Origin of the sequence: Ensifer sp. 22460 (genome assembly GCF_052044935.1) — a bacterium.
Lineage (GTDB): Bacteria > Pseudomonadota > Alphaproteobacteria > Rhizobiales > Rhizobiaceae > Ensifer.
In genome coordinates, this window is sequence record NZ_JBQENZ010000033.1 from 2,501 (window position 1) to 25,247 (window position 22,747).

At 60.8% G+C, this 22,747-nt stretch carries 20 protein-coding genes, 1 tRNA gene and 2 rRNA genes; 16 read left to right on the forward strand and 7 right to left on the reverse strand.

What is annotated here, in order from left to right; all coding sequences use genetic code 11:
• The first annotated feature begins 131 nt into the window (after positions 1 to 131).
• The 12 genes from ACTJKM_RS30510 to deoA all read left to right on the forward strand — a co-directional run bounded on the left by ACTJKM_RS30510 (position 132) and on the right by deoA (position 14,892).
• Positions 132 to 2,928, forward strand: a 23S ribosomal RNA gene (locus tag ACTJKM_RS30510).
• A 148-nt stretch (positions 2,929 to 3,076) separates the two neighbouring features.
• Positions 3,077 to 3,191, forward strand: a 5S ribosomal RNA gene (gene rrf, locus ACTJKM_RS30515).
• Positions 3,192 to 3,543: 352 nt separating this feature from the next.
• Positions 3,544 to 3,620 (forward strand) — tRNA-Met (locus tag ACTJKM_RS30520).
• Between the two features lie 392 nt (positions 3,621 to 4,012).
• A complete protein-coding gene (locus ACTJKM_RS30525) occupies positions 4,013 to 4,726 on the forward strand; it encodes a lysoplasmalogenase (protein WP_058328338.1) in 714 nt (237 codons plus the stop codon).
• The gene (locus ACTJKM_RS30530) at positions 4,710 to 6,128 is read left to right on the forward strand and encodes a coniferyl aldehyde dehydrogenase (protein ID WP_058328337.1); all 1,419 of its coding nucleotides are present in this window, start codon (positions 4,710 to 4,712) and stop codon (positions 6,126 to 6,128) included. Before ACTJKM_RS30525 ends, ACTJKM_RS30530 begins: the two co-directional genes overlap by 17 nt.
• Positions 6,129 to 6,221: 93 nt before the next feature.
• A complete protein-coding gene (locus tag ACTJKM_RS30535; protein ID WP_440661572.1) occupies positions 6,222 to 8,492 on the forward strand; it encodes a heavy metal translocating P-type ATPase in 2,271 nt (756 codons plus the stop codon).
• 245 nt (positions 8,493 to 8,737) lie between these two features.
• The gene (locus tag ACTJKM_RS30540) at positions 8,738 to 10,273 is read left to right on the forward strand and encodes an ABC transporter ATP-binding protein (RefSeq protein ID WP_057247713.1); all 1,536 of its coding nucleotides are present in this window, start codon (positions 8,738 to 8,740) and stop codon (positions 10,271 to 10,273) included.
• Positions 10,270 to 11,403: an ABC transporter permease gene (locus tag ACTJKM_RS30545; RefSeq protein ID WP_057247714.1), complete on the forward strand. Its 1,134-nt coding sequence runs from the start codon at positions 10,270 to 10,272 to the stop codon at positions 11,401 to 11,403. The genes ACTJKM_RS30540 and ACTJKM_RS30545 overlap by 4 nt, the downstream gene beginning before the upstream one ends.
• Before the next feature lie 4 nt (positions 11,404 to 11,407).
• Positions 11,408 to 12,379, forward strand: a complete 972-nt coding sequence (locus tag ACTJKM_RS30550; protein WP_057247715.1) for an ABC transporter permease — start codon at positions 11,408 to 11,410, stop codon at positions 12,377 to 12,379.
• Between the two features lie 4 nt (positions 12,380 to 12,383).
• Positions 12,384 to 12,776, forward strand: a complete 393-nt coding sequence (locus tag ACTJKM_RS30555; protein ID WP_034805117.1) for a cytidine deaminase — start codon at positions 12,384 to 12,386, stop codon at positions 12,774 to 12,776.
• Positions 12,773 to 13,579 (forward strand): purine-nucleoside phosphorylase, encoded by an 807-nt coding sequence (locus ACTJKM_RS30560; RefSeq protein WP_058328335.1) that lies wholly within the window; start codon positions 12,773 to 12,775, stop codon positions 13,577 to 13,579. The genes ACTJKM_RS30555 and ACTJKM_RS30560 overlap by 4 nt, the downstream gene beginning before the upstream one ends.
• Complete coding sequence (gene deoA / locus ACTJKM_RS30565; protein ID WP_113512247.1) at positions 13,576 to 14,892, forward strand: thymidine phosphorylase; 1,317 nt, start codon at positions 13,576 to 13,578, stop codon at positions 14,890 to 14,892. The genes ACTJKM_RS30560 and deoA overlap by 4 nt, the downstream gene beginning before the upstream one ends.
• Here deoA and ACTJKM_RS30570 read toward each other — a convergent pair.
• The 7 genes from ACTJKM_RS30570 to ACTJKM_RS30600 all read right to left on the reverse strand — a co-directional run bounded on the left by ACTJKM_RS30570 (position 14,885) and on the right by ACTJKM_RS30600 (position 20,530).
• A complete protein-coding gene (locus ACTJKM_RS30570; RefSeq protein WP_113512246.1) occupies positions 14,885 to 15,409 on the reverse strand; it encodes a TIGR02281 family clan AA aspartic protease in 525 nt (174 codons plus the stop codon). The two genes, deoA and ACTJKM_RS30570, sit on opposite strands and share 8 nt — an antisense overlap.
• Before the next feature lie 188 nt (positions 15,410 to 15,597).
• Positions 15,598 to 16,227, reverse strand: a complete 630-nt coding sequence (gene upp, locus ACTJKM_RS30575; RefSeq protein WP_058324465.1) for a uracil phosphoribosyltransferase — start codon at positions 16,225 to 16,227, stop codon at positions 15,598 to 15,600.
• Positions 16,228 to 16,448: 221 nt separating this feature from the next.
• The gene (locus tag ACTJKM_RS30580) at positions 16,449 to 17,417 is read right to left on the reverse strand and encodes an adenosine deaminase (protein ID WP_057247720.1); all 969 of its coding nucleotides are present in this window, start codon (positions 17,415 to 17,417) and stop codon (positions 16,449 to 16,451) included.
• Positions 17,414 to 18,634: a phosphopentomutase gene (locus tag ACTJKM_RS30585; RefSeq protein ID WP_057248218.1), complete on the reverse strand. Its 1,221-nt coding sequence runs from the start codon at positions 18,632 to 18,634 to the stop codon at positions 17,414 to 17,416. Before ACTJKM_RS30585 ends, ACTJKM_RS30580 begins: the two co-directional genes overlap by 4 nt.
• Positions 18,635 to 18,778: 144 nt before the next feature.
• Positions 18,779 to 19,318, reverse strand: coding sequence for a TadE/TadG family type IV pilus assembly protein (locus tag ACTJKM_RS30590; protein ID WP_057248219.1), 540 nt, complete (start codon positions 19,316 to 19,318; stop codon positions 18,779 to 18,781).
• A 59-nt stretch (positions 19,319 to 19,377) separates the two neighbouring features.
• Positions 19,378 to 20,001, reverse strand: coding sequence for a TadE/TadG family type IV pilus assembly protein (locus ACTJKM_RS30595; protein ID WP_057247721.1), 624 nt, complete (start codon positions 19,999 to 20,001; stop codon positions 19,378 to 19,380).
• Between the two features lie 115 nt (positions 20,002 to 20,116).
• A complete protein-coding gene (locus tag ACTJKM_RS30600; RefSeq protein WP_057247722.1) occupies positions 20,117 to 20,530 on the reverse strand; it encodes a pilus assembly protein N-terminal domain-containing protein in 414 nt (137 codons plus the stop codon).
• 256 nt (positions 20,531 to 20,786) lie between these two features.
• Here ACTJKM_RS30600 and ACTJKM_RS30605 point away from each other — a divergent pair, with 256 nt between their 5' ends.
• The 4 genes from ACTJKM_RS30605 to cpaB all read left to right on the forward strand — a co-directional run bounded on the left by ACTJKM_RS30605 (position 20,787) and on the right by cpaB (position 22,738).
• Positions 20,787 to 20,972 carry a Flp family type IVb pilin gene (locus tag ACTJKM_RS30605; RefSeq protein ID WP_057247723.1) on the forward strand — a complete coding sequence of 62 codons (186 nt, stop codon included), beginning with the start codon at positions 20,787 to 20,789 and terminating at the stop codon, positions 20,970 to 20,972.
• 34 nt (positions 20,973 to 21,006) lie between these two features.
• On the forward strand, positions 21,007 to 21,186 hold the full coding sequence (locus ACTJKM_RS30610) for a Flp family type IVb pilin (RefSeq protein ID WP_057247724.1): 180 nt from the start codon (positions 21,007 to 21,009) through the stop codon (positions 21,184 to 21,186).
• 111 nt (positions 21,187 to 21,297) lie between these two features.
• Positions 21,298 to 21,810 (forward strand): A24 family peptidase, encoded by a 513-nt coding sequence (locus ACTJKM_RS30615; protein WP_057247725.1) that lies wholly within the window; start codon positions 21,298 to 21,300, stop codon positions 21,808 to 21,810.
• 118 nt (positions 21,811 to 21,928) lie between these two features.
• Positions 21,929 to 22,738, forward strand: coding sequence for a Flp pilus assembly protein CpaB (gene cpaB, locus ACTJKM_RS30620; protein WP_057247726.1), 810 nt, complete (start codon positions 21,929 to 21,931; stop codon positions 22,736 to 22,738).
• Positions 22,739 to 22,747: the final 9 nt, after the last annotated feature.

Consider the following 22,747-nt stretch of genomic DNA (forward strand, 5'->3'; position numbering starts at 1 on the left):
GCGTGGTTCCAATAAAGCGACCGTATCGAACACGTCGATGGCATCTCATAAGGATTGGGTTGTAAAAGGTAACCCTTTCTGCCGCGTCCCTTCGGGACGACGGCTAATGGATGAGCATTGGCAATGAGAACGATCAAGTGAAAGAAGGGCATTTGGTGGATGCCTTGGCATGCACAGGCGATGAAGGACGTGATACGCTGCGATAAGCCGTGGGGAGCTGCGAATGAGCTTTGATCCATGGATCTCCGAATGGGGGAACCCACCTTAAATGCTTGGAAAATTTAAGTCGTACGCAAGTACGGCTTAGGTTTCCAAGTATTGTTTAAAGGTATCTTACTCTGAATACATAGGGGTAAGAAGCGAACGCAGGGAACTGAAACATCTAAGTACCTGCAGGAAAGGACATCAACCGAGACTCCGCAAGTAGTGGCGAGCGAACGCGGACCAGGCCAGTGGCACTGAGGAATAAAGTGGAACGACATGGAAAGGTCGGCCGTAGAGGGTGATAGCCCCTTACACGTAGAACACTCAGTGTCCTTGAGTAAGGCGGGACACGTGAAATCCTGTCTGAACATGGGGAGACCACTCTCCAAGCCTAAGTACTCGTGCATGACCGATAGCGAACAAGTACCGTGAGGGAAAGGTGAAAAGCACCCCGACAAGGGGAGTGAAATAGAACCTGAAACCGGATGCCTACAAACAGTTGGAGCCCGCAAGGGTGACAGCGTACCTTTTGTATAATGGGTCAACGACTTAGTGTGACGAGCAAGCTTAAGCCGATAGGTGAAGGCGCAGCGAAAGCGAGTCTGAACAGGGCGTTCAGTTCGTCGCATTAGACCCGAAACCGAGTGATCTAGCCATGAGCAGGTTGAAGGTTGGGTAACACCAACTGGAGGACCGAACCCGCATCTGTTGCAATAGATTGGGATGACTTGTGGTTAGGGGTGAAAGGCCAATCAAACTCGGAAATAGCTGGTTCTCCGCGAAAACTATTTAGGTAGTGCGTCGACCGAATACCCTCGGGGGTAGAGCACTGGATGGGCTATGGGGACTCACCGTCTTACTGATCCTAACCAAACTCCGAATACCGAGGAGTACTAGTCGGCAGACACACGGCGGGTGCTAACGTCCGTCGTGAAAAGGGCAACAACCCTGACCTCCAGCTAAGGTCCCCAAGTCATGGCTAAGTGGGAAAGGATGTGAGGATCCCAAAACAACCAGGATGTTGGCTTAGAAGCAGCCATCATTTAAAGAAAGCGTAACAGCTCACTGGTCTAATTAAGGGTCTTTGCGCCGAAAATGTAACGGGGCTAAAGCCATGCACCGAAGCTGAGGATACGTCGCAAGACGTGTGGTAGCGGAGCGTTCCGTAAGCCTGTGAAGGGATACCCGTGAGGGGTCCTGGAGGTATCGGAAGTGCGAATGTTGACATGAGTAACGATAAAGAGGGTGAGAGACCCTCTCGCCGAAAGACCAAGGGTTCCTGCTTAAAGTTAATCTGAGCAGGGTTAGCCGGCCCCTAAGACGAGGCGGACACGCGTAGTCGATGGGAACCACGTTAATATTCGTGGGCCTGGTGGTAGTGACGGATCGCTTAACTTGTTTGGACTTATTGGATTGTCCAGGCGGGGACGCGGTTCCAGGAAATAGCTCCACCATTATAGACCGTACCCGAAACCGACACAGGTGGTCAGGTAGAGTATACCAAGGCGCTTGAGAGAACTATGCTGAAGGAACTCGGCAAATTGCACGCGTAACTTCGGAAGAAGCGTGACCCTTTTTGACGCAAGTCAGATGGGGTGGCACAGACCAGGGGGTAGCGACTGTTTATCAAAAACACAGGGCTCTGCGAAGTCGCAAGACGACGTATAGGGTCTGACGCCTGCCCGGTGCTGGAAGGTTAAGAGGAGGGGTGCAAGCTCTGAATCGAAGCCCCAGTAAACGGCGGCCGTAACTATAACGGTCCTAAGGTAGCGAAATTCCTTGTCGGGTAAGTTCCGACCTGCACGAATGGCGTAACGACTTCCCCGCTGTCTCCAGCATAGACTCAGTGAAATTGAATTCCCCGTGAAGATGCGGGGTTCCTGCGGTCAGACGGAAAGACCCCGTGCACCTTTACTATAGCTTTACACTGGCATTCGTGTCGGCATGTGTAGGATAGGTGGTAGGCTTTGAAGCAGGGACGCCAGTTCTTGTGGAGCCATCCTTGAAATACCACCCTTATCGTCATGGATGTCTAACCGCGGTCCGTCATCCGGATCCGGGACAGTGTATGGTGGGTAGTTTGACTGGGGCGGTCGCCTCCGAAAGAGTAACGGAGGCGCGCGATGGTGGGCTCAGACCGGTCGGAAATCGGTCGTCGAGTGCAATGGCATAAGCCCGCCTGACTGCGAGACTGACAAGTCGAGCAGAGACGAAAGTCGGTCATAGTGATCCGGTGGTCCCGCGTGGAAGGGCCATCGCTCAACGGATAAAAGGTACGCCGGGGATAACAGGCTGATGACCCCCAAGAGTCCATATCGACGGGGTTGTTTGGCACCTCGATGTCGGCTCATCGCATCCTGGGGCTGGAGCAGGTCCCAAGGGTTTGGCTGTTCGCCAATTAAAGCGGTACGTGAGCTGGGTTCAGAACGTCGTGAGACAGTTCGGTCCCTATCTGCCGTGGGTGTAGGAATATTGACAGGATCTGTCCCTAGTACGAGAGGACCGGGATGGACATATCTCTGGTGGACCTGTTGTCCTGCCAAGGGCATAGCAGGGTAGCTATATATGGAATGGATAACCGCTGAAGGCATCTAAGCGGGAAACCAACCTGAAAACGAGTATTCCCTTGAGAACCGTGGAAGACGACCACGTTGATAGGCTGGGTGTGGAAGTGCGGCAACGCATGAAGCTTACCAGTACTAATCGTTCGATTGGCTTGATCGTTCCCATTGCTTGTGCTCATCACGTTCGGACGAATGCTTTTGCATTCGCCTTGAGATGAGCGACGTGTTCAAAACAACTGAAGTGAAAACTTCAACCAGCTTCTCATTCGGTTTGCGCCAAGCTAGGCGCAAATCTTGCGCTTTGCCGACCTGGTGGTTCTGGCGGGGTGGCTGCACCCGTTCCCATTCCGAACACGGCCGTGAAACGCCCCAGCGCCGATGGTACTTCGTCTTAAGACGCGGGAGAGTAGGTCGCTGCCAGGTCTGCAAAGCGCAAGAGAAACAACCGCCGCTCCCCTTCGAGGCATCGCCGAGAAGGATAAGGTAGCGGCGGAAACAAACCGAAATCTTCTCGACACACACTTCGGCCCTGCCGAACACGGGCCGCCACCAAGCGGCCCTTTTGTTTTGCTAGGCTGAAAATAATCAGTGCGTCCCTTACGCGAGACAAATCCTACCGATTTGCTCGGCACAGACAAACAACGGGATTTTGCTTCGCAAAACTCGGACCGGATTAAACGGGATTTTGCCTTCGGCAAAACCCGGAAAGAGCGGATAAATCCCATAGGGATTTACCGCGATGACGGATAAACCGCTTAGCGGTTTACCTAGATGGCGCGGGGTGGAGCAGCCCGGTAGCTCGTCAGGCTCATAACCTGAAGGCCGCAGGTTCAAATCCTGCCCCCGCAACCAAATCAAAAAAAGCCCGCGCGGAGAAATCCGCCGGGCTTTTGGCGTTTCTCAACCACCAAAACCACCGTCACCACGCGAAACCACCACGCCCGCAAGCATAAAGCGCGCTGAAACGGCAAACCGCGACGCGATGCCAGACACTTGACCAACCCCTTCTAGCCAGCGGCGATTGTTGTGTTTTGACCAATGAAACCTGACGTCGCTGGGTGGCTAAGCAAGTAGAAGCAAGCGTATGGGCAGAGTGCACGACAGCGAAGCACATCCTGCTGATCGGCCCCTCCAGGCACCCGCTCTGCGCGATGCAGCTGGACAAGCTCTCGAAAATAGAAACTATCGCCATAATCAAAAGGGAGTCGCACCAGGCTCCGAAAATGGCGGGGGGATTCGCGAGCATGGCCTATCAGGGGACTTTGGGTATCGAGCGAACCCGACTGGTCTACGCACTCTTTCTCGTTTGCGCCGGACTGGCGATCCTCGGCAGTCTGCTTGCCGCTTCAGACGAGTCCCCTTGGCGCTGGTTGCACTATCTGACGAAGCCGACGGCGACCTTGTTGCTTTTCGTCGTGGTCCTGCGCAACAGCCCGGCCTCGTCACGCACCTACGGCATGGCAGTCGCCATCGGCCTGCTTTTTGCCGCGGCCGGCGACACGTTTCTGATGCTGCCCGGCGATTATTTCCTCGCCGGGTTGATCTGCTTCCTGCTGACCCATTGCGCCTACATCTTCGCACTCACCCGCGATGCCAAATTTGCGGCCCATCCCGGGCTGTTCGGTGCTTTCGCCCTGGTCGCCTTTGCCGTCGTCGCTGGCCTCTGGACGTCCCTGCCGCCGGAGATGGGCATTCCCGTCATCATCTACGCATTAGCGCTCGGGGCCATGGCCGCCCAGGCTGTTTCCCGCCTGCGGCAGTTCTCGGGAACGCCGGCGCAGGCAACCGCGCGGTTTGCCGCCTATGGCGGCCTACTGTTCATGATCAGCGACACGCTGCTTGCCTATGGCCGCTTCCGCTGGCAGATCCCCTACAACGCACTCTGGGTGCTCGGCACCTATTATGCCGCCCAGTATTTCTTCGCCCGTTCGACGCAAGCCCATGACAGCAAACGATAATTTATCCGCGCAGCTTCGCCCCACCTTCGACCGGCTGCGTGGCGCATGGCTGGAACAGCGTCCAACCACCGAGCAACGACGTAACGACCTGAGCCGGCTCAAGGATCGGCTGCGCGCCCGCAAGGACGAGATGTGCGAAGCGATCAATGCGGATTTCGGCCATCGCGCCCGGCATGAAACGCTGCTCGGCGAAGGCGGCGTCGTGCTCTCGGAGATCAATCACACGCTGGCGAAGCTCAAGCGCTGGGTCCGTCCGGAGCGGCGGAAGGCAGGATGGAAGCTCTGGCCGGCCAAGGCAGAAGTGCGCTTCGTGCCGCTTGGCGTCGTCGGCATCATCTCGCCGTGGAACTACCCGGTCAATCTGGCGCTCGCGCCCCTGGTCGCGGCGATTGCTGCTGGCAACCATGTCTACCTGAAGCCCTCGGAGCATACGCCGAAAACGGCAGAGTTCCTGCGGTCGCTGCTCGCCGAGGTCTTTCCCACGTCGCGGGTGGCGGTCGCGCTTGGCGGCCCCGAGCTTTCCGCCAGTTTCTCGGCTCTTCCATTCGATCATCTGTTCTTCACAGGCTCGACCGCCGTCGGGCGCAAGGTGATGGCGGCAGCCGCGCAAAACCTGACGCCGGTAACGCTCGAGCTCGGCGGCAAGTCGCCGGCGATCATCGGAGAAACCGCCGATCTCGCAAAAGCCGCAAGGCGTGTTACGACCGGCAAGTTCTTCAATGCCGGACAGACCTGCATCGCGCCCGACTACGTTCTGATTCATGAGAGCAGACGCGATGCCTTCGTGGACTTGCTGAAGCAGGAAATCGCCACGCGTTATCCGGCAAAGCGTCGCTTCGACGATTACACGGAGATCGTCAATGCCGGCCAGCACGAACGTCTGAAACGGCTGATCGCCGATGCCGATCGGCGCGGCCACAGGGTGGTCCCGCTTCTCGATGGGACACAGGACGCGCCCGGACGCCCACGCTTTCTCCCGCCGACAGTCATCCTCGATCCGGATCGCGACAGCGCCGTCATGGGCGAGGAGATCTTCGGCCCGATCCTGCCTGTTGTCAGCTACGCTTCGATCGACGCGGCGATCGGCCATGTGCTCGGCCATGACCGTCCGCTGGCGCTTTATTGCTTCACGCGCAGCGAGGCCGAAATCGAAGCCATGCTCTCGCGCGTCGTCGCCGGTGGCGTCTGCATCAACGACACGCTCTACCAGTTCGGCTGCAACGACCTGCCCTTCGGCGGCGTCGGCGCCAGCGGCATGGGACACTATCACGGGCGCGACGGATTCCTGACATTCTCCAAGGCAATGCCGATCTTGCGGAAATACGATCCGGCGCCGAGCGACCTGGTGAAACCGCCCTATAAAGGCATCGCCGACTGGGTGATCCGCTTCCTTTCGCGATAGCTGCCAAAAATACTGCATGCGCGCTGCAATTTCGCCTTGTAGCTCTAGTTGCTAGAGGTCGTAGCCTTGCTTCAAGATTGCAAGGAGCAGGTCATGGCGAGCACTGTTCGAGAAGCCCGTTATCGCGTCGAAGGCATGGATTGCGCATCCTGCGCGACCAAGATCGATACGGCGGTACGCAGGCTGTCAGGCGTCGAGGACGTTTCGGTCTCCGTATCGGCAGGCACGATGTCGGTAAAATTTGCCGATGAGAATGATCTCGCGACATCGATCGTCAGCAAAGTCGGAAAGCTGGGTTATCGTCTGCATCCGATCAATGCTGGCCAGACGCTGGAACGGAAAGCAGCGCATGTGTGCTCCGGCCATGACCATGACCATGATCATGGGCATCACCACGACCACCACGATCATCACCGTGAGGGCCACGCCGGACAGAAGGGCGAAAACGCAGCGGCTGCGGCAATGGGCCTTCATGGCCATGACCATGGCCCGGCGAGCGGCCCGTGGTGGAAATCGGGTAAGGGCAAGCTGACGATCGCCAGCGGCCTGGCGCTGATATCAGCCTATGCGGTCGGCAAGATGGTTCCGGCCACAGAGCCCTGGATCTTCACGCTGGCCATGCTGGTCGGCCTGTTGCCGATCGCGCGCCGCGCCCTTGCCGCTGCCACCATGGGCACGCCGTTTTCGATCGAGATGCTGATGACGATCGCTGCCGTTGGCGCGGTCTTCATCGGGGCGACCGAAGAAGCGGCGATGGTGGTGCTGCTCTTCCTGATCGGCGAGTTGCTGGAGGGCGTAGCGGCCGGCAAGGCGCGCGCCAGCATCCAGTCGCTGACAGCACTCGTTCCAAAGACCGCCTTCGTCGAGCGGGAGGGCCGGCTGGACGAAGTTCCCGCCGAGACGCTCAGTGTCGGCGCTGTCATTCTCGTTCGTCCCGGCGACCGCATTCCGGCCGACGGCGTGGTGCTTTCTGGCGAGAGTGCTGTCGACGAGGCGCCTGTGACCGGCGAGAGCACGCCGGTGCGCAAGGAGGTCGACGACACCGTCGTTGCGGGCACCGTCAACGGTTCCGGTGCGCTGCGCGTGCGAGTGACGGCCGCTGCTGCGGACAACACCATCGCGCGGATTGTCCGCCTGGTGGAGGAAGCACAGGAAAGCAAGGCGCCGACCGAGCGCTTCATCGACCGTTTCTCGCGGTACTATACGCCAGGTGTCGTCGTGGTTGCGGCGCTGGTCGGCTTGCTACCGCCGCTTCTCTGGGGCGGCGCCTGGGATGAATGGATCTACAAGGGCCTCGCCATCCTCCTGATCGGCTGCCCCTGCGCTCTGGTTATATCGACGCCAGCCGCGATCGCTGCCAGCCTTTCGGCTGGCGCCCGGCGCGGTTTGCTGATGAAGGGCGGCGCAGTGCTGGAGAATGTCGGCAAGGTGACCGCCGCCGCCTTCGACAAGACCGGCACGCTCACCGAAGGCAAGCCGAGGGTGACCGACATTGTCGGCTTCGGCCGATCGGAGACCGAGGTTCTGCGCCTGGCGGCGGCACTTGAGCAGGGATCGAGCCATCCGCTTGCCCGTGCCATCTTGGAGCGGAGCGCGGCTGACGGCCTTGTCGTCCCCAATATCGCGACCGTAAATGCGGTCGGCGGCAAGGGGCTCGAAGGGTCAGTCGAGGGTGGCGCATTGTTCTTCGGCTCGCCGAAGGCGGCCGCTGAGCGGGCACCGATAACGGCGGCTGAGACGGCGCGGGTTTCGGCCCTCAACGACGAAGGCAAGACGGTTTCGGTGCTGGTAGCCGGTGGCGTGATTGCTGGTGCCATTGCCATGCGCGACGAGCCGCGGCCGGATGCGGCCGCCGGCGTCAAGGCGCTGACCGATGCTGGTCTGCGCGTCGTCATGCTGACCGGTGACAACCGCCGCACGGCGGAAGCAATCGGCCGCCAGTTCGGCATGGAGGTTCGCGCCGAGCTCCTGCCCGAGGACAAGCAGCGGATCGTCCGTGAACTGAAGAACGAGGGCTTCAACGTCGCCAAGATCGGCGACGGCATCAACGACGCGCCGGCGCTGGCGGCCGCCGATATCGGCATCGCGATGGGCGGCGGCACGGATGTGGCGCTCGAGACCGCGGATGCGGCGGTCCTGCATGGACGGGTGGGCGATGTGGCGGCGATGATCCGGCTGTCCCGTTCGACGATGCGCAACATCGTCCAGAACATCACCATCGCGCTTGGCCTGAAGGCAGTCTTCCTGGTGACGACGATCATTGGGGTCACCGGCCTGTGGCCGGCTATCCTGGCCGACACCGGCGCCACCGTGCTCGTCACCATGAATGCTCTGCGTCTGCTTCGGCCCGTGCGAGCCGCCTGAACAGCTAAAATGCCTCAAAAAGACGACCGGCGGCACATGGTGTCGCCGGTTTTTCGCGTCCAGGTGCCTGTGTATATTCACGCTGGACTCTCACCAGCGATCTGGTGAGAGTATAAGGAGAACTCGATTGAGGGCTTCCGCCCCGAAAAATCGATGATAAACTTATACCAAATGGTAAAAAAATCGCCGGCACGGTTTCTGGGAAGAATGCCGAAGCGGGCCAGTTTGGGGATCGCAAGGCCAATATGGACAATATTGCCATCGAACTGCGTGGGATCGACAAAAGTTTCGGCCCGGTCCACGCCAACAAGAACATCAATCTGAAGGTCCGCAAAGGGACGATCCACGGCATCATTGGCGAAAACGGTGCGGGGAAATCGACCCTGATGTCGATCCTCTACGGCTTCTATCAGGCCGACAGCGGCGAGATCCTCGTCGACGGCAAACCCGTTGCCATCCGTGATCCGAACGCGGCGATCGCCGCCGGCATCGGCATGGTCCACCAGCACTTCATGCTGGTCGAGAACTTCACTGTTCTGGAAAACATCATGCTTGGCGCCGAGGACAGCCAGATCCTCAACAAGGGCATTGCCAAGGCGCGCGTCGAGTTGAAACGGCTGGAGCGCGAATACGCGTTGGAAGTCGATCCGGACGCCGTCATCGAGGAGTTGCCGGTCGGTCTGCAGCAGCGCGTCGAGATCCTGAAGGCGCTCTATCGCCGGGCCGATATCCTGATTTTGGACGAGCCGACGGGCGTCTTGACGCCGGCCGAGGCCGATCACCTCTTCCGCGTGCTCGAGCAATTGAAGAGCCAGGGCAAGACCGTCATTCTGATCACCCACAAGCTGCGCGAGATCATGGCGATCACCGACGAGGTTTCGGTCATGCGCCGCGGCGAGATGGTGGCGACCCGCACGACGGCCGAAACGTCGGTCGAAGAGCTCGCCGAGCTCATGGTCGGGCGCCGCGTGCTCTTGCGTGTGGAGAAAGGCGAAGCCAAGCCCGGCGAGGTCAAGCTCGCCGTCGAGGGGTTGACCGTCAAGGATGGCCGTGGGGTTACCATGGTCGACAATGTCTCGTTCAATCTGCGGGCTGGCGAGATTGTCGGCATCGCCGGTGTTGCCGGCAACGGCCAGTCGGAACTGCTGGAAGCGATCTCCGGCATCCGCCGCGCCGTTTCCGGCTCCGTGCTCCTGAACGGCAAACCGATCGATGTCACCGGGCGCGCCGACCCCTCCGAGCTGCGTGATCGTGGTCTCGCCCATGTTCCGGAAGACCGCCACCATGTCGGCCTCGTCCTGAAGTTCGAAGAATGCGAAAACGCCATCCTCGGCTATCACCATGACAAGCGCTATCTCAACGGCGTCTTCCTCGACGTTGATGCGATTCGCAAGGACGCCGAGAAGCGCATCGGCGAATACGACATCCGCCCGCCGAACCCACGCTTGAAGACCGCGAATTTCTCCGGCGGCAACCAGCAGAAGATCGTGCTGGCACGCGAGATGGAGCGCGGGCCTGATGTGCTGATCATCGGTCAGCCGACGCGCGGCGTCGATGTCGGCGCCATCGAATTCATCCATAAGCGGATCATCGAGATGCGCGACCAGGGCAAGGCTGTCCTTCTGGTCTCCGTCGAGCTCGATGAAATCCGCGCCCTGTCGGACCGCATTCTGGTCATGTTCGCCGGCCGTGTCGTCGGCGAGCGCGATCCTGATGCGACCGAGGGCGAACTCGGCCTCCTGATGGCCGGTGTAGAAGGCCGCAAGGAGGCCGCAGAATGAGCACCCCTTATGCTAAGCTCCCGGGCTGGGTCGAATATGGCCTCATCCCGCTGATCAACCTCGCGGTCGCCTTCCTCGTTGCCGGCCTCGTGGTGCTGCTCGTCGGCGAAAATCCCCTGGAAGCGGCCTATCATCTGATCAACGGTGCCTTCGGCCGAGGCGAGTATTTGGGCTTCACGCTCTACTACGCCACCACCTTCATCTTCACCGGTCTTGCCGTCGCCGTCGCCTTCCATGCCGGCCTCTTCAACATTGGCGGCGAAGGCCAGGCCTATGTTGGCGGCATTGGCGTGGCGCTCGCCTGCCTCTGGCTCGATCAGACGATGCCCTGGTTCGTGGTGTTCCCGCTGGCGATCCTTGGGTCCGCCTTCTTCGGCGCGGCCTGGGCCTTCCTGCCCGGTTGGCTGCAGGCCAAGCGCGGCAGCCACATCGTCATCACCACCATCATGTTCAATTTCATCGCGTCGAGCCTGATGGTCTATCTCTTGACACGCGTCCTGAAGCCGCTCGGCTCCATGGCGCCGCAGACGCGGACCTTCGCCGAAGGCGGGCAATTGCCGAAGCTCGACTGGCTGCTTGCGATCTTCGGACTGAATGTCGGTACGGCGCCGTTCAACGTCTCGTTCCTGCTGGCGCTCGTTGCGGCCTTCTGTGTCTGGCTGCTGATCTGGCGTACCAAGCTCGGATACGAAATGCGCACCATGGGCCACAGCCCGTCGGCGGCACGCTACGCGGGCATGAGCGAGAGCCGCATCACCGTTATCACCATGATGATCTCGGGTGGTCTCGCGGGCATGATGGCGCTGAACCCGATCATGGGTGAACAGGCGCGCATGCAGCTCGACTTCGTGCAAGGGGCAGGCTTCGTCGGCATCGCCGTGGCGTTGATGGGCCGCTCGCATCCGGCCGGCATCATCCCGGCCGCGGTGCTCTTCGGCATGCTCTATCAGGGCGGGGCCGAGATCTCCTTTGAAATGCCGTCGATCTCGCGCGACATGATCGTCATCATCCAGGGCCTGGTCATTCTCTTCGCCGGTGCACTCGAAAACATGTTCCGGCCGGCAATCACCCGGCTGTTTACGATGCAGAGCCGCCGTGCGGCCGTCGTGACGCAGACCAAGGGAGCTTGAAGCCATGGATTTCTTCCACGTCATCGTGGTGCTCCTCGAGTCCACCATCCGTGTTTCCGTTCCGCTGATCTTCGCAGCCCTTGCCGGGCTGTTCACCGAACGCGCCGGCGTTTTCGACATCGGCCTTGAAGGCAAGATGCTTGGTGCGGCCTTTGCGGCCGGCGCCGTCGCTGCGGTCACCCAGTCCGTGTGGATGGGGCTGCTTGCGGCGATCCTGATCTCGATCGCGCTGTCGTTGGTGCACGGCTACGCCTCGATCACCCAGCGCGGCAACCAGATCGTCTCCGGTGTCGCGATCAACTTCATCGTCGCCGGCTCGACCGTCATTCTCGGTGAAGCCTGGTTCCGCCAGGGCGGCCGCACGCCGGCGCTCGGGGAAGGTTCCCGTTTCCAGACGATCACCTTCCCCTATGCCGACAGCGTCAGGGAGATCCCGATCCTCGGCCCGATCTATTCTGACCTGCTTTCCGGCCATTTCCTTCTGACCTATGTCGCCTTCGCGATGGTGCCAATCAGCTGGTGGATCCTTTACCGCACCCGCTTCGGCCTGCGCTTACGCGCCGTCGGCGAAAATCCGGGCGCGGTCGATACCGCCGGCATCTCGGTTCTCTGGCTGCGTTATCGCGCAGTTATCTGCTGCGGCATCCTCTGCGGCTTTGCCGGTGCCTATCTGTCGCTGGCGATGACCGCCGGCTTCGTCAAGGGAATGACCGCTGGCAAGGGCTACATCGCGCTCGCAGCGCTGATCTTTGCCAAATGGCGGCCGTTCAACATCATGCTGGCCTGCCTGCTCTTCGGTTTCCTCGATGCGCTGGCGATCCGCCTTCAGGGCAATCCCCTGCCGCTGATCGGCCAGGTGCCGGTGCAGTTGATGCAGGCGCTGCCCTACATTCTGACCGTGATCCTGCTCGCCGGGTTCATCGGCAAGGCCATCCCGCCGAAGGCCGGCGGTGTCCCCTATGTCAAGGAGCGCTAGAACCATGGAAAAGGAACTGTTCGAGGCCGCGCGTGACGCGATGGCCAAGGCGCACGCGCCCTATTCGAAGTTTCCGGTCGGCGCGGCGATCCGTGCCGAGGACGGCAAGATCTATACCGGCGCCAACATCGAGAACCTGTCGTTCCCTGAAGGGTGGTGCGCTGAGACCACCGCTATCAGCCATATGGTCATGGCAGGCCAACGCAAGATCATGGAAGTGGCCGTCATCGCCGAGAAGCTGGCGCTCTGCCCACCCTGCGGCGGCTGCCGGCAGCGGCTGGCGGAATTTTCCGGTGCCAGCACGCGGATCTTCCTGTGTGATGAGACCGGGGTGAAGAAGACCCTGGCGCTGTCGGACCTGCTGCCGCACAGCTTCGAGACCGAGATCCTCGGATGACCGCGGCCGCTGAATTGCTGAAATCCAGGCTCGGCGGCCTTTCGCCGCGCTATGGCATCGTGCTCGGTTCCGGGCTCGGCTCGCTGGTCGATGCCGTGGACGAAACGCTGCGGCTTTCCTATGCCGACATACCAGGGTTCCCGGTCAGCAGCGTCTCCGGCCATGCCGGCGAACTCGTCGCCGGAACGCTCTCGGGCGTTCCTGTTGTCATGCTCTCCGGCCGAGTCCATTATTACGAACAGGGCGACGCCAACGCGATGCGCCTGCCGCTGGAAACCCTGAAAGCGCTCGGCATTGAGTGCCTGGTGCTGACCAATTCCGCAGGATCGCTGCGGGAGGATCTGCCGCCGGGATCGGTGATGCGGATTTCCGATCACATCAACTATTCGGGCTTCAACCCGCTGATCGGCGTGGAAAGCGACGATCGCTTCGTCGGCATGACCAATGCCTATGATGCCGAGCTCGCCGGAAGAATGCAGGAGAGTGCCGAACGCCTCGGCATTCCGCTTCTTGGCGGCGTCTATATGTGGTTCTCCGGCCCGAGTTTCGAGACGCCGGCCGAGATCCGCATGGCCCGCATCCTTGGCGCCGATGCCGTCGGCATGTCCACGGTTCCGGAGGTCATTCTCGCCCGTTTCTTCGGGCTGAGGGTCGTCGCCGCTTCGGTGATCACCAATTTCGGCGCCGGCATGACCGGGGGCGAGATCAGCCATCACGAGACCAAGGACATGGCGCCGGTTGGTGGCAAGCGGCTTGCCGCGATCCTCGCCGACATGATCGCAGCCGACGCGGTGCGCGGGTGACGATGCTTCCGCAGGAAACAATCAGGCGCAAGCGCAACGGCGAACGCCTCGCTCCAGCCGAGATCGCGGATTTCGTCCGCGGCCTTTCGGATGGCTCGATCTCCGAAGGGCAGGTCGCCGCTTTCGCCATGGCGGTCTGGTTTTCCGGCATGAGCCGCGACGAGACCGTGGCCCTGACCCTCGCGATGCGCGACTCCGGCGAAACACTCGACTGGAGCACCATCGGTCGCCCGATCGCCGACAAGCATTCTACCGGCGGCGTTGGCGACAACGTCTCGCTGATGCTGGCGCCGATCGTTGCCGCCTGCGGCCTTGCCGTGCCGATGATATCGGGGCGCGGCCTCGGGCATACGGGCGGCACGCTCGACAAGCTTGAATCGATACCCGGCTACGATATCCAGCCGTCGGCGGCGCTATTCCGCAGGACGGTCGACGAGATCGGCTGCGCCATCATCGGCCAGACGGCGAACCTCGCGCCGGCCGACAAACGGCTTTATGCGATCCGAGATGTGACCGCGACCGTCGATTCCGTGCCGCTGATCACGGCCTCGATCCTGTCGAAGAAGCTCGCCGCCGGCCTTCAGTCGTTGGTGCTCGACGTCAAGCTCGGCAATGGCTCCTTCATGAGCGATGCCAAGGAAGCGCAGGTGCTTGCGCGCTCGCTGGTCGATGTCGCCAACGGCGCCGGCGTTCGTACCTCGGCGCTTCTGACCGACATGAACGAACCGCTGGCCGATGCCGCCGGCAACGCGTTGGAGATCGACAATTGCCTGGCCTTCCTCCGGGGCGAGAAGAAGGGCACGCGGCTTGAAACGGTCGTCCTGGCCTTTGCTGCCGAAATGTTGGTGGCGGGGGGCGTCGCTGGTGATGCCGAACAGGGCGAAGCGCTGGCGCGCAAGGCCCTTTCAAGCGGAGCAGCGCTCGAATGCTTCGGAAAAATGGTGCACGCGCTCGGCGGCCCGGCGGATTTCGTCGAGCGCTCGGTGACCTATCTCGGGCGTGCGCCGGTCATCTTGCCGGTCGAAGCGAAGCAGTCCGGCTATCTTGCAGCCTGTGAGACCCGCGAACTGGGCATGGCCGTCATTGCTCTCGGCGGCGGACGGTCGCATCCGGATGACAGGATCGATCATCGGGTCGGCTTAGATGCATTGAAGCCGCTCGGTACGCGGATCGAGAAGGGCGACCTGATTGCCTTTGTTCATGCGGCCGATCGGGATGCTGCGGAGGTAGCCCGTCGTCGCCTGCACGAACTCTATACGATCGATGATATCGAGCCGACGAAGCATTCGCCGATTCTCGCGAAAATCACCTGACGAGATGCAGGGCACCGTCCTCGACGCGGAAGGATGACAGCCGGTTCAGGAACGTCATGCCGATAAGCGTGCCGGAGAGCGCCTTGTCCGGCAGCACCAGTGCCTGAACGTCGCGTACCGATATGCCGCCGATCTCGATCCGGTTCAGCATCGCCGGAGCCGCTTCGACGACACCATTGGCAGTATTGACGCGAGCCGTGAAGGAAAGCGTGCTTGGTGCAATGCCGAGCCGGCGTGCGGTCGAAAGGTTGATGGCGATGCTGCTGGCGCCGGTGTCGACTAGGCCGCGCTCGCTGCGGCCGTTGATGCGGAAAGTGCCAAAGAAGTGGCCCCTGCCATCGGCGTCGAGCACAACGCTCCGCCCCGCCGCATACTTTGCAGTGGTCGTCGGCGGGGCTGCAGCTTCCTTGGCAGCCGTCTTGTTACCGCCTTGCGTCAAGGCGGTCGTTGCCAAGTGCGGAACCACCATGGCTGCAAGTGCGGCCACACCTGCCAATGAGAGCAAACGGACGAGCATGGACATCACCCTTCAATGGCATCGGATGCAGCAAACGCAAATTGCTGCGGAGACCGGTCTGCACGCCCGAAAAGGAGGCGCGATCGCTATGGAGCAGTAGACCGCATGACGCCTAAGACGACATAAAAAAGCCGCCGGATACCGGCGGCTTTTTCGCGGATTTGCGATCCTGGTTAAGGATCAGGAAATCATTTGGTGCCGTACATCCGGTCGCCCGCGTCGCCGAGACCGGGCATGATGTAGCCGAGTTCGTTGAGGTGGCTGTCGATCGAGGCCGTGTAGATCGGCACGTCCGGGTGCGCGCCCTGGAAATTGCGGATGCCTTCGGGAGCGGCGAGCAGGCAGAGGAAGCGGATGTTCTTGGCGCCGCGCTCCTTCAGCTTGTCGATCGCAGCAATCGACGAATTGCCGGTGGCGAGCATCGGGTCGACGACGATGATGAGGCGTTCGGACAGGCTTTCCGGCGCCTTGAAGTAATACTCCACCGCTTCCAGCGTCTCATGGTCACGATAGACGCCGATGTGCGAGACGCGGGCCGAAGGCACCAGCTCGAGCATGCCTTCGAGCAGCCCGTTGCCGGCGCGCAGGATCGAGGCGAACACAAGCTTCTTGCCCTCGAGGACCGGCGAGTCCATTTCCTCCAGCGGAGTCTCGATCCGCTCCATCGTCAGTTCGAGATCGCGCGTGACCTCGTAGCAGAGCAACGTCGAGATCTCGCGAAGAAGCCGGCGGAAACCTGCGGTCGAGGTCTCCTTCTTGCGCATGATGGTCAGCTTGTGCTGCACAAGCGGATGATCGATCACTGTAACGCCGTTCATGGCTCACCTTTCCGGATTTTTTGTATCCGTCCTTTTTCCATGGAATGCGTCGTCGCCGCAAGGGTATTGGCCGGCCGGAGAACGTCATCCCCAGCCGACGGACGGCAATCCGGCGTCGCGGTTTCCAGAGCATCCCGCTTTCAAGCGTAATCGCTTGAAGCGGGAAGATGCTCTGGCATTATAGGCTAGAGCCAAGTGCGTTCACCTGAACGCACGGCGCTCTAGATCCGCGCGAGCAGCCGCTGGCGCGTCGGCTCGTCGACGAAGGCGGCCTCGATCGCCGTGCGGGTCATGCGGTTGATCTCCTCGTCGGTGAAGCCCATCACCGCAGAGGCGATGTCGTATTCCTGAGCGAGCGACGTATGGAAGAACGGCGGATCGTCGGAATTGAGCGTGACGCGCACGCCGGCCTCGTAAAGTGCCCGCAATGGGTGCGAGGCGAAGTCCGGGAAGACCTGCAGCGAGATGTTGGAGCCGGGGCAGACTTCGAGCACGACTCCGGCGTCGGCAAGGCGCCGCACCAGATCCATGTCTTCGATCGCCCGAACGCCATGGCTAATGCGCGAGGGGTGCACGTGGTCAAGCGCGTCGCGCACACTAAAGGCGCCGGAGAGCTCGCCCGCATGGATCGTCAGGCCAAGGCCTGCGTCCCGTACAATGTCGAAGGCGCGGGCAAAATCGGCCACGTTGTGCATGCGTTCTTCGCCAGCGAGGTTGAAGCCGGTGACGAGCGCATGCTCCCGCCTGGCCGCGAATTCTGCGGTCTTGATTACGGACTCCGGGCCGAGATGGCGAATGCCTGTGATCAGCATGCGCGATTCGATCCCGGTCTTCTGCCTTGCGGCTTCCATGCCGGCGGCAAGGCCCTCAAGGTAAGCCTTCGCGCCCAGGCCGATCGTGTTGCCGTGGTCGGGCGAAACGATGATTTCACTGTAGATTGTGCCGGCTTCGGCAAGCTCCGTCAGATAGGCTTCGGCGAGCAGTGCGTAGTCTTCCTCGGTCCGAAACAGCGAGGCGATGGCGTCGTAGCATTTCACGAAGCTGGTGAAGTCTTCCCAGACATAGGCCCTGTCACGGATGATCGCGCTGGTGTCGATGCCATACTTCTCGGCCTGAGCTAAAGCCAGCTCAGGCGGCGTCGCGCCTTCGATGTGGCAATGCAGCTCCGCCTTCTTCAGATGCGCGGTCAAATGAGGCTTCTCCCATGATGGCCCGGCGCGATGCCGAGATGTTTGGCGACGGATTCGCCGATATGCGCGAAGGTGTTGGCGACGCCGAGCGAGCGGCTGCGCAGCGACGGTCCGAACATCAGCACCGGCACCCGCTCGCGCGTATGGTCGGTGCCGCGCCAAGTCGGGTCGCAGCCGTGATCGGCCGTGAGGATGACGATGTCGGTGGGCTGCAGGCGGCGGTCGAGATCCGGCAGGCGCGCATCGAAGGCTTCGAGTGCTGCCGCGTAACCGGCGACGTCGCGGCGATGGCCGTAGAGCATGTCGAAATCGACGAAATTGGTGAAGACCAGGCTGCCGTCTTCGGCCTCGTCGATGGCCGCGAGACTTGCGTCGAAGAGCGCCATATTGCCGTCGGCCTTCGTCAGCTTCGTCACCCCCTGGTGGGCGAAGATGTCGCCGATCTTGCCGATCGCGTGAACCGTGCGCCCCGCTTCCGTCAGCCGGTCGAGGATCGTCGGCTCCGGCGGCAGCACGGAATAGTCACGGCGATTGCCGGTCCGGGTGAAAGTCTGCGGGCTGGTGCCGACGAAGGGGCGGGCGATCACGCGGCCGATATTGTAGTCGTCGACCAGGCGGCGGACCGTCTGGCAAAGCTCAAGCAGGCGATCGAGCCCGAAGCTCTGCTCATGCGCCGCGATCTGGAAGACCGAGTCCGAAGAGGTGTAGCAGATCGGCTTGCCGCTGCGCATGTGCTCCTCGCCGTGGCGGGCGATGATGTCGGTGCCGGAAGCATGGCAATTGCCGAGGATGCCGGGAATGTTGCCTTCGCGGCAGATGGTTTCGACGAGCTCGGGCGGAAAGGCATCGCCTTCAGCCGAAAAGTAACCCCAATCGAACATGACCGGCGTGCCGCCGATTTCCCAGTGCCCGGAGGGCGTGTCCTTGCCGCGCGAGACTTCGCTGGCGGCGCCAAAGGCACCATAGACCCGATTGGGCACCGGCATGCCCTTGGGAATCGTGCCGTTGGCGAGCTTTGCTGCGTGAACAAGGCCAAGGGCGGACATGTTCGGCAGATTGAGCGGCCCTTCTCGCAAACCAACCCGATCTGCGGCGCCGGCGGCGCAGAACTCCGCGATGTGTCCGAGCGTGTTGGCGCCCAGGTCACCGTAGGCTTCGGCATCCGGCGCGCCGCCTAAGCCGAAGGAATCGAGAACGAATAGAAACGCACGCGCCATGATGCACCTGACAGCGGAAGCGCTCGCATCGCGCTCCGAAAGCTTCTGGAAGAACGCGACGACGCCGGAGGCGCGCGCCACGCACAATCCCGAAGGGATAGCGCTGCGCACGGCGCAATGCAATTGCGCCGGATCAGTGCCCGATCAGCAATCAGTGCATTTTATAGTTTGGGCGAGACGCGAGTGGAAGTAGGCCGTCTTGGAGAGGTCTATCGTCTTCGCAGTGGCCTGAAGGCTCGGAGCGTAGAGCAGCAACTCGTGCGGCACGGTCAGCTCCGTGCGAATGACAAAGGACTTGTTGGCCGTGAATTGGCCGGGCAGGGTGACCTTCGAATTCACGCTGTAGGGAACCCCGCCGGCCTGATCGTGCGACCAAATGACGGTCCCCTCATTGGTGCTTGAGACCTCGATACCGGTGATCTTCAGTGTGTAGTTCGCGTTCCCATAGGGTTCGAGAATACTCTTTGCGATATTCGGCACCTTGGCGAGGAAGGCTTTGTTGACTTCCGATTGCTGTGCGATGATGTCGGCGACGGCGCTTGCGGCGCGGGCCGTCTTGCCTGCGACCGTAAAACCGACCGAAAGCTCGAACGCACCGAGATAGGTTATGATCAGCAAGGGTGCGACGATCGCGAATTCAACGGCTCCGACGCCGCGTTTGTCCCGCCGCAGCGCGTGAAACATGGCAGAAACCGCCCGAAGGCGCAGGATCTTTTGCTTCGCAATCTGCTTCACGGCAAACCTCACTCGCTCTCGTTTCGGAAGGTGGCGGTTGCCACCATGAGATAGTCCTTCGGCATGCTCGCGCCGGCGGGCCGCAAGTTGGTGACGAACGGCCTGACGAGGTCGGTGATCACGCTCCATCGATAGTAGGCACGCACCACGTTGAAGGTACCCGGACCGCCGGGGGCAAACTTGAAGTCGCCCGTATCAATATCGGTCGAGCCGGCCTTGCGCGGGATGTTCACAGGAAACGTGCTGAGATCCGAGACCGCCCTGACGTCCAGGTAGAACTGCGAGGGCTGGTTTGCTTCGGTGGCGGAGCATTTCATCAGGACCGAGATTTCATTGCAGAAGGCCTGGCGAAACTGCGCTTGAGTCATATCTGTCGCCTTCCCCCGCTGGAAGGTAATCTGGCCGGTACGGACCTTGCGCGCCATCGTCTCCGTTGCGTTCGCCAGGAGCTGGTCGCCGTAGAAGGCGGCAAAGGTTTCGAGTGAGGCGAAAATCACCACGAAGAAGGGCAGCGCGAGGATGGCGAACTCGATGCTCGTCGTGCCTTTGCGGTTGCGGATGAAGCGGCGCAGAATGCCTTTTCGCCTGATATCAGGCCCGCTCGCACGTTCGATTGCCTGCTCGCTGCTCATTGTGCCGTCCCATCATGTTACGCCAGACGGGCGGAAGATTATGGAGCAACCGTTGATATTTCGTTCCCGCAGATCATGTGCATTTTAACGAATCGCGGGTCTAAACCCATAAAATTTAGTTGGTGCTACCTGTGGTTTTACGCTCCGCGTGTCGTTCACAATTTGGCGTACAGGAGAGCACGGTGCGCGACGTCTGTTTGTAGACACGCACGGTGTTGCCTTCGTCGATCGACACCAGAATCCGCTCATCGACAATTGCGTTTCCATCCTGGTCGAGGATGACCAGATTGGTCGTGCCAAAATTGCGGCCGGTGATGACGATGGTTCGGGCGTCGGCAACCGTGGCGTCTGCCACTTCGGCATTGCCGATGATGACCTTGCTGACCGGGCGATCGAGTTTGAGCACGCGCGCGTGATCCATATAGACGCGCATCATGTCGTTCTCTGCGCCAGCGGCGACCACCGGGGCGAGCGATGCGATCACGAAAGCAAACAGGGCGGCTCGGCCGGTCGCGAATGGCATGGTCATGGCGGGTCCTTGAGGTGGGTTCACCCCATACTCACCCGTCTTGGTGAATGAACCGTTAAATCCATGATTTCGAGACCGGATAGGCCCCGCGCCGTTTTCTGTTCGTTTACCCAAAAATCAGGGATGCGTCGTTAACCTGTCGGTAACCGCCTTCTTTAAGTCGATGGAAATGCGCCAGGACTAGTTTGAGGACATCCGATCAACGGCAACAGTTGGCGGAAGTGCTGAACAACAAATGTGAAGTAGGAGAATCATCATGAAGAAGATTTTTGCCCGTCTGATGAAGGACGAGTCCGGCGCGACCGCTATCGAGTACGGCCTGATCGCCGCCCTCATCTCGGTTGCCCTCATTGCTGGCGCAAGCACCCTGGGCGACGCGCTCAACACCACGTTCGACGGCCTGGGCGGAAAGCTCACGGATAGCACGACTGGTAAGCTCTAATCGGTCTGACCGGTTCAAGCGAGGCGAGATTCGCATGGCGAAGATTTTCCGTCGCCTGAAGCGGGATGACAGTGGTGCGACCGCCATCGAGTATGGTCTGATCGCGGTGCTCGTTTCCGCGGCCCTGATTGCCGGCGCAACCACGATTGGCAATACGCTCGATTCCGCGCTCAATGCAATCGGATCGAGTATTGCGACGAGCGGCAAGATCTAATGAACCGGTCTTGCAAGGAACAAATGGAGCCGCTGCAAAAGCGGCTCCATTTCTATCTGGAGCCCCACGGGGAATCGGAGATTGCGTGCGCTCATCTTGGAGGCAGGAACCATGACTGAGGCTGCTATTTTGGTGGTTTTTCCCTTTTGCCTGGCGTTTGCAGCCTTTTCAGACCTGCTGACCATGACGATTCCCAATCGCGTTTCGGTAGTGCTTCTGGGCAGCTTTTTTGTCGTGGCGCTGCTGGCGGGACTCGATCTCGGGGAGATCGGCCAGCATGTGGCCGCGGCCTTGGTTGTCTTTGCCGTGTGCTTCGGCCTGTTTGCTGCAAACGTGATGGGCGGCGGCGACGCCAAGCTCCTGACAGCCAGCGCCATCTGGTTCGGATTCACCCCGTCGTTGACCGCTTTTCTGCTCTACGTTTCCATTTTTGGAGGTTTGTTGACGCTTGCCATCCTGATGTTGCGCCGGCAGGAAAACACGATACTGGCGAGTGGCATCCCCGTTCCGCAGCTCTTGCTGACGGCCAAGAAAATTCCGTACGGCGTGGCAATCGCGCTCGGTGGCTTTGTTGCCTATCCGGCTTCGCCGCTTATGGAGGCGGTCTTTGCGCGCCTTTCTTAAGGCTCAAGCGCGGGGCATCACCTTTCGTTAACTCTCCTCATAAGTAATCCGTTAACTATAATTACACCAATTCCTGATCAATCTGACCCTGGCAATTCTTCGGGGCTCGGAAACGATCATGAAACCGGTTCGCATCATAATACTGGCGGTGGCCGTTCTGTCGGCTGCAATGGCTGGTCTATTGGCGATGAAACTGACGCGCGCACCTGCGCCGTTGGCCGCCGAGCCTCTGATCGAGCGGGCGCCGACCGTCAACGTCCTGGTTGCCAGCAAGAGCCTGCCTGTCGGATCGCGCCTGGCCGGCGATTCCATCCAGTGGATGGCCTGGCCGAAGGACGGTTTGGTTGACGGCCTGATCACCGACGAAAGTCAACCGTCGGCAATCGACGACCTCACCGGAGCCGTCGTTCGCTTGCCGATCTTCAACGGCGAGCCGGTCCGTCACGAAAAGGTCGCAGACTCGTCCAACCGCATCATGTCGTCGCTGTTGCCGGCGGGCAAACGCGCCGTCGCGACGGAAATCACCGTCGCTACCGGTGCCGGCGGCTTCATCCTTCCGAATGACCGTGTCGACGTCATCATGGTCCGCAAGGGCGATGGCGAACTCTACCTGACCGAAACCGTGCTCAGCAACGTGCGTGTTCTGGCGATCGACCAGCAGGTCGAGGAGAAGGAAGACGGCACCAAGGCCGTGGTCGGAACCACGGCCACGCTGGAGCTGACGCCCGACCAGTCGAAAGTAATGACAGTGGCGCAGCAGATGGCCGAGCGCATTTCATTGGCGCTCCGAAGCGTCGCCGATGCACAGGAATCCGACACCGACGCCGCAGACTATCTATTGAGCGGCGACGGTCAGCCGAGCATTCAGGTCATCAAATCCGGGTCCATCGTCAAGAGCGATGGCGCCCTCGGCCAGACACAGCAGTAACCAGGCTAG

Excerpts from the sequence above, each read along its gene's own strand:
- ACTJKM_RS30605 (WP_057247723.1), top strand. The coding sequence starts at position 20,787 with ATGAAGAAGATTTTTGCCCGTCTGATGAAGGACGAGTCCGGCGCGACC.
- ACTJKM_RS30550 (WP_057247715.1), top strand. The coding sequence starts at position 11,408 with ATGGATTTCTTCCACGTCATCGTGGTGCTCCTCGAGTCCACCATCCGT.
- ACTJKM_RS30525 (WP_058328338.1), top strand. The coding sequence starts at position 4,013 with ATGGCCTATCAGGGGACTTTGGGTATCGAGCGAACCCGACTGGTCTAC.
- ACTJKM_RS30610 (WP_057247724.1), top strand. The coding sequence starts at position 21,007 with ATGGCGAAGATTTTCCGTCGCCTGAAGCGGGATGACAGTGGTGCGACC.
- cpaB (WP_057247726.1), top strand. The coding sequence starts at position 21,929 with ATGAAACCGGTTCGCATCATAATACTGGCGGTGGCCGTTCTGTCGGCT.
- upp (WP_058324465.1), bottom strand. The coding sequence starts at position 16,227 with ATGAACGGCGTTACAGTGATCGATCATCCGCTTGTGCAGCACAAGCTG.
- ACTJKM_RS30595 (WP_057247721.1), bottom strand. The coding sequence starts at position 20,001 with ATGAGCAGCGAGCAGGCAATCGAACGTGCGAGCGGGCCTGATATCAGG.
- ACTJKM_RS30540 (WP_057247713.1), top strand. The coding sequence starts at position 8,738 with ATGGACAATATTGCCATCGAACTGCGTGGGATCGACAAAAGTTTCGGC.
- ACTJKM_RS30590 (WP_057248219.1), bottom strand. The coding sequence starts at position 19,318 with ATGTTTCACGCGCTGCGGCGGGACAAACGCGGCGTCGGAGCCGTTGAA.
- ACTJKM_RS30560 (WP_058328335.1), top strand. The coding sequence starts at position 12,773 with ATGACCGCGGCCGCTGAATTGCTGAAATCCAGGCTCGGCGGCCTTTCG.
- ACTJKM_RS30530 (WP_058328337.1), top strand. The coding sequence starts at position 4,710 with ATGACAGCAAACGATAATTTATCCGCGCAGCTTCGCCCCACCTTCGAC.
- ACTJKM_RS30585 (WP_057248218.1), bottom strand. The coding sequence starts at position 18,634 with ATGGCGCGTGCGTTTCTATTCGTTCTCGATTCCTTCGGCTTAGGCGGC.
- ACTJKM_RS30600 (WP_057247722.1), bottom strand. The coding sequence starts at position 20,530 with ATGACCATGCCATTCGCGACCGGCCGAGCCGCCCTGTTTGCTTTCGTG.
- ACTJKM_RS30545 (WP_057247714.1), top strand. The coding sequence starts at position 10,270 with ATGAGCACCCCTTATGCTAAGCTCCCGGGCTGGGTCGAATATGGCCTC.
- ACTJKM_RS30570 (WP_113512246.1), bottom strand. The coding sequence starts at position 15,409 with ATGCTCGTCCGTTTGCTCTCATTGGCAGGTGTGGCCGCACTTGCAGCC.
- ACTJKM_RS30535 (WP_440661572.1), top strand. The coding sequence starts at position 6,222 with ATGGCGAGCACTGTTCGAGAAGCCCGTTATCGCGTCGAAGGCATGGAT.
- ACTJKM_RS30555 (WP_034805117.1), top strand. The coding sequence starts at position 12,384 with ATGGAAAAGGAACTGTTCGAGGCCGCGCGTGACGCGATGGCCAAGGCG.
- ACTJKM_RS30615 (WP_057247725.1), top strand. The coding sequence starts at position 21,298 with ATGACTGAGGCTGCTATTTTGGTGGTTTTTCCCTTTTGCCTGGCGTTT.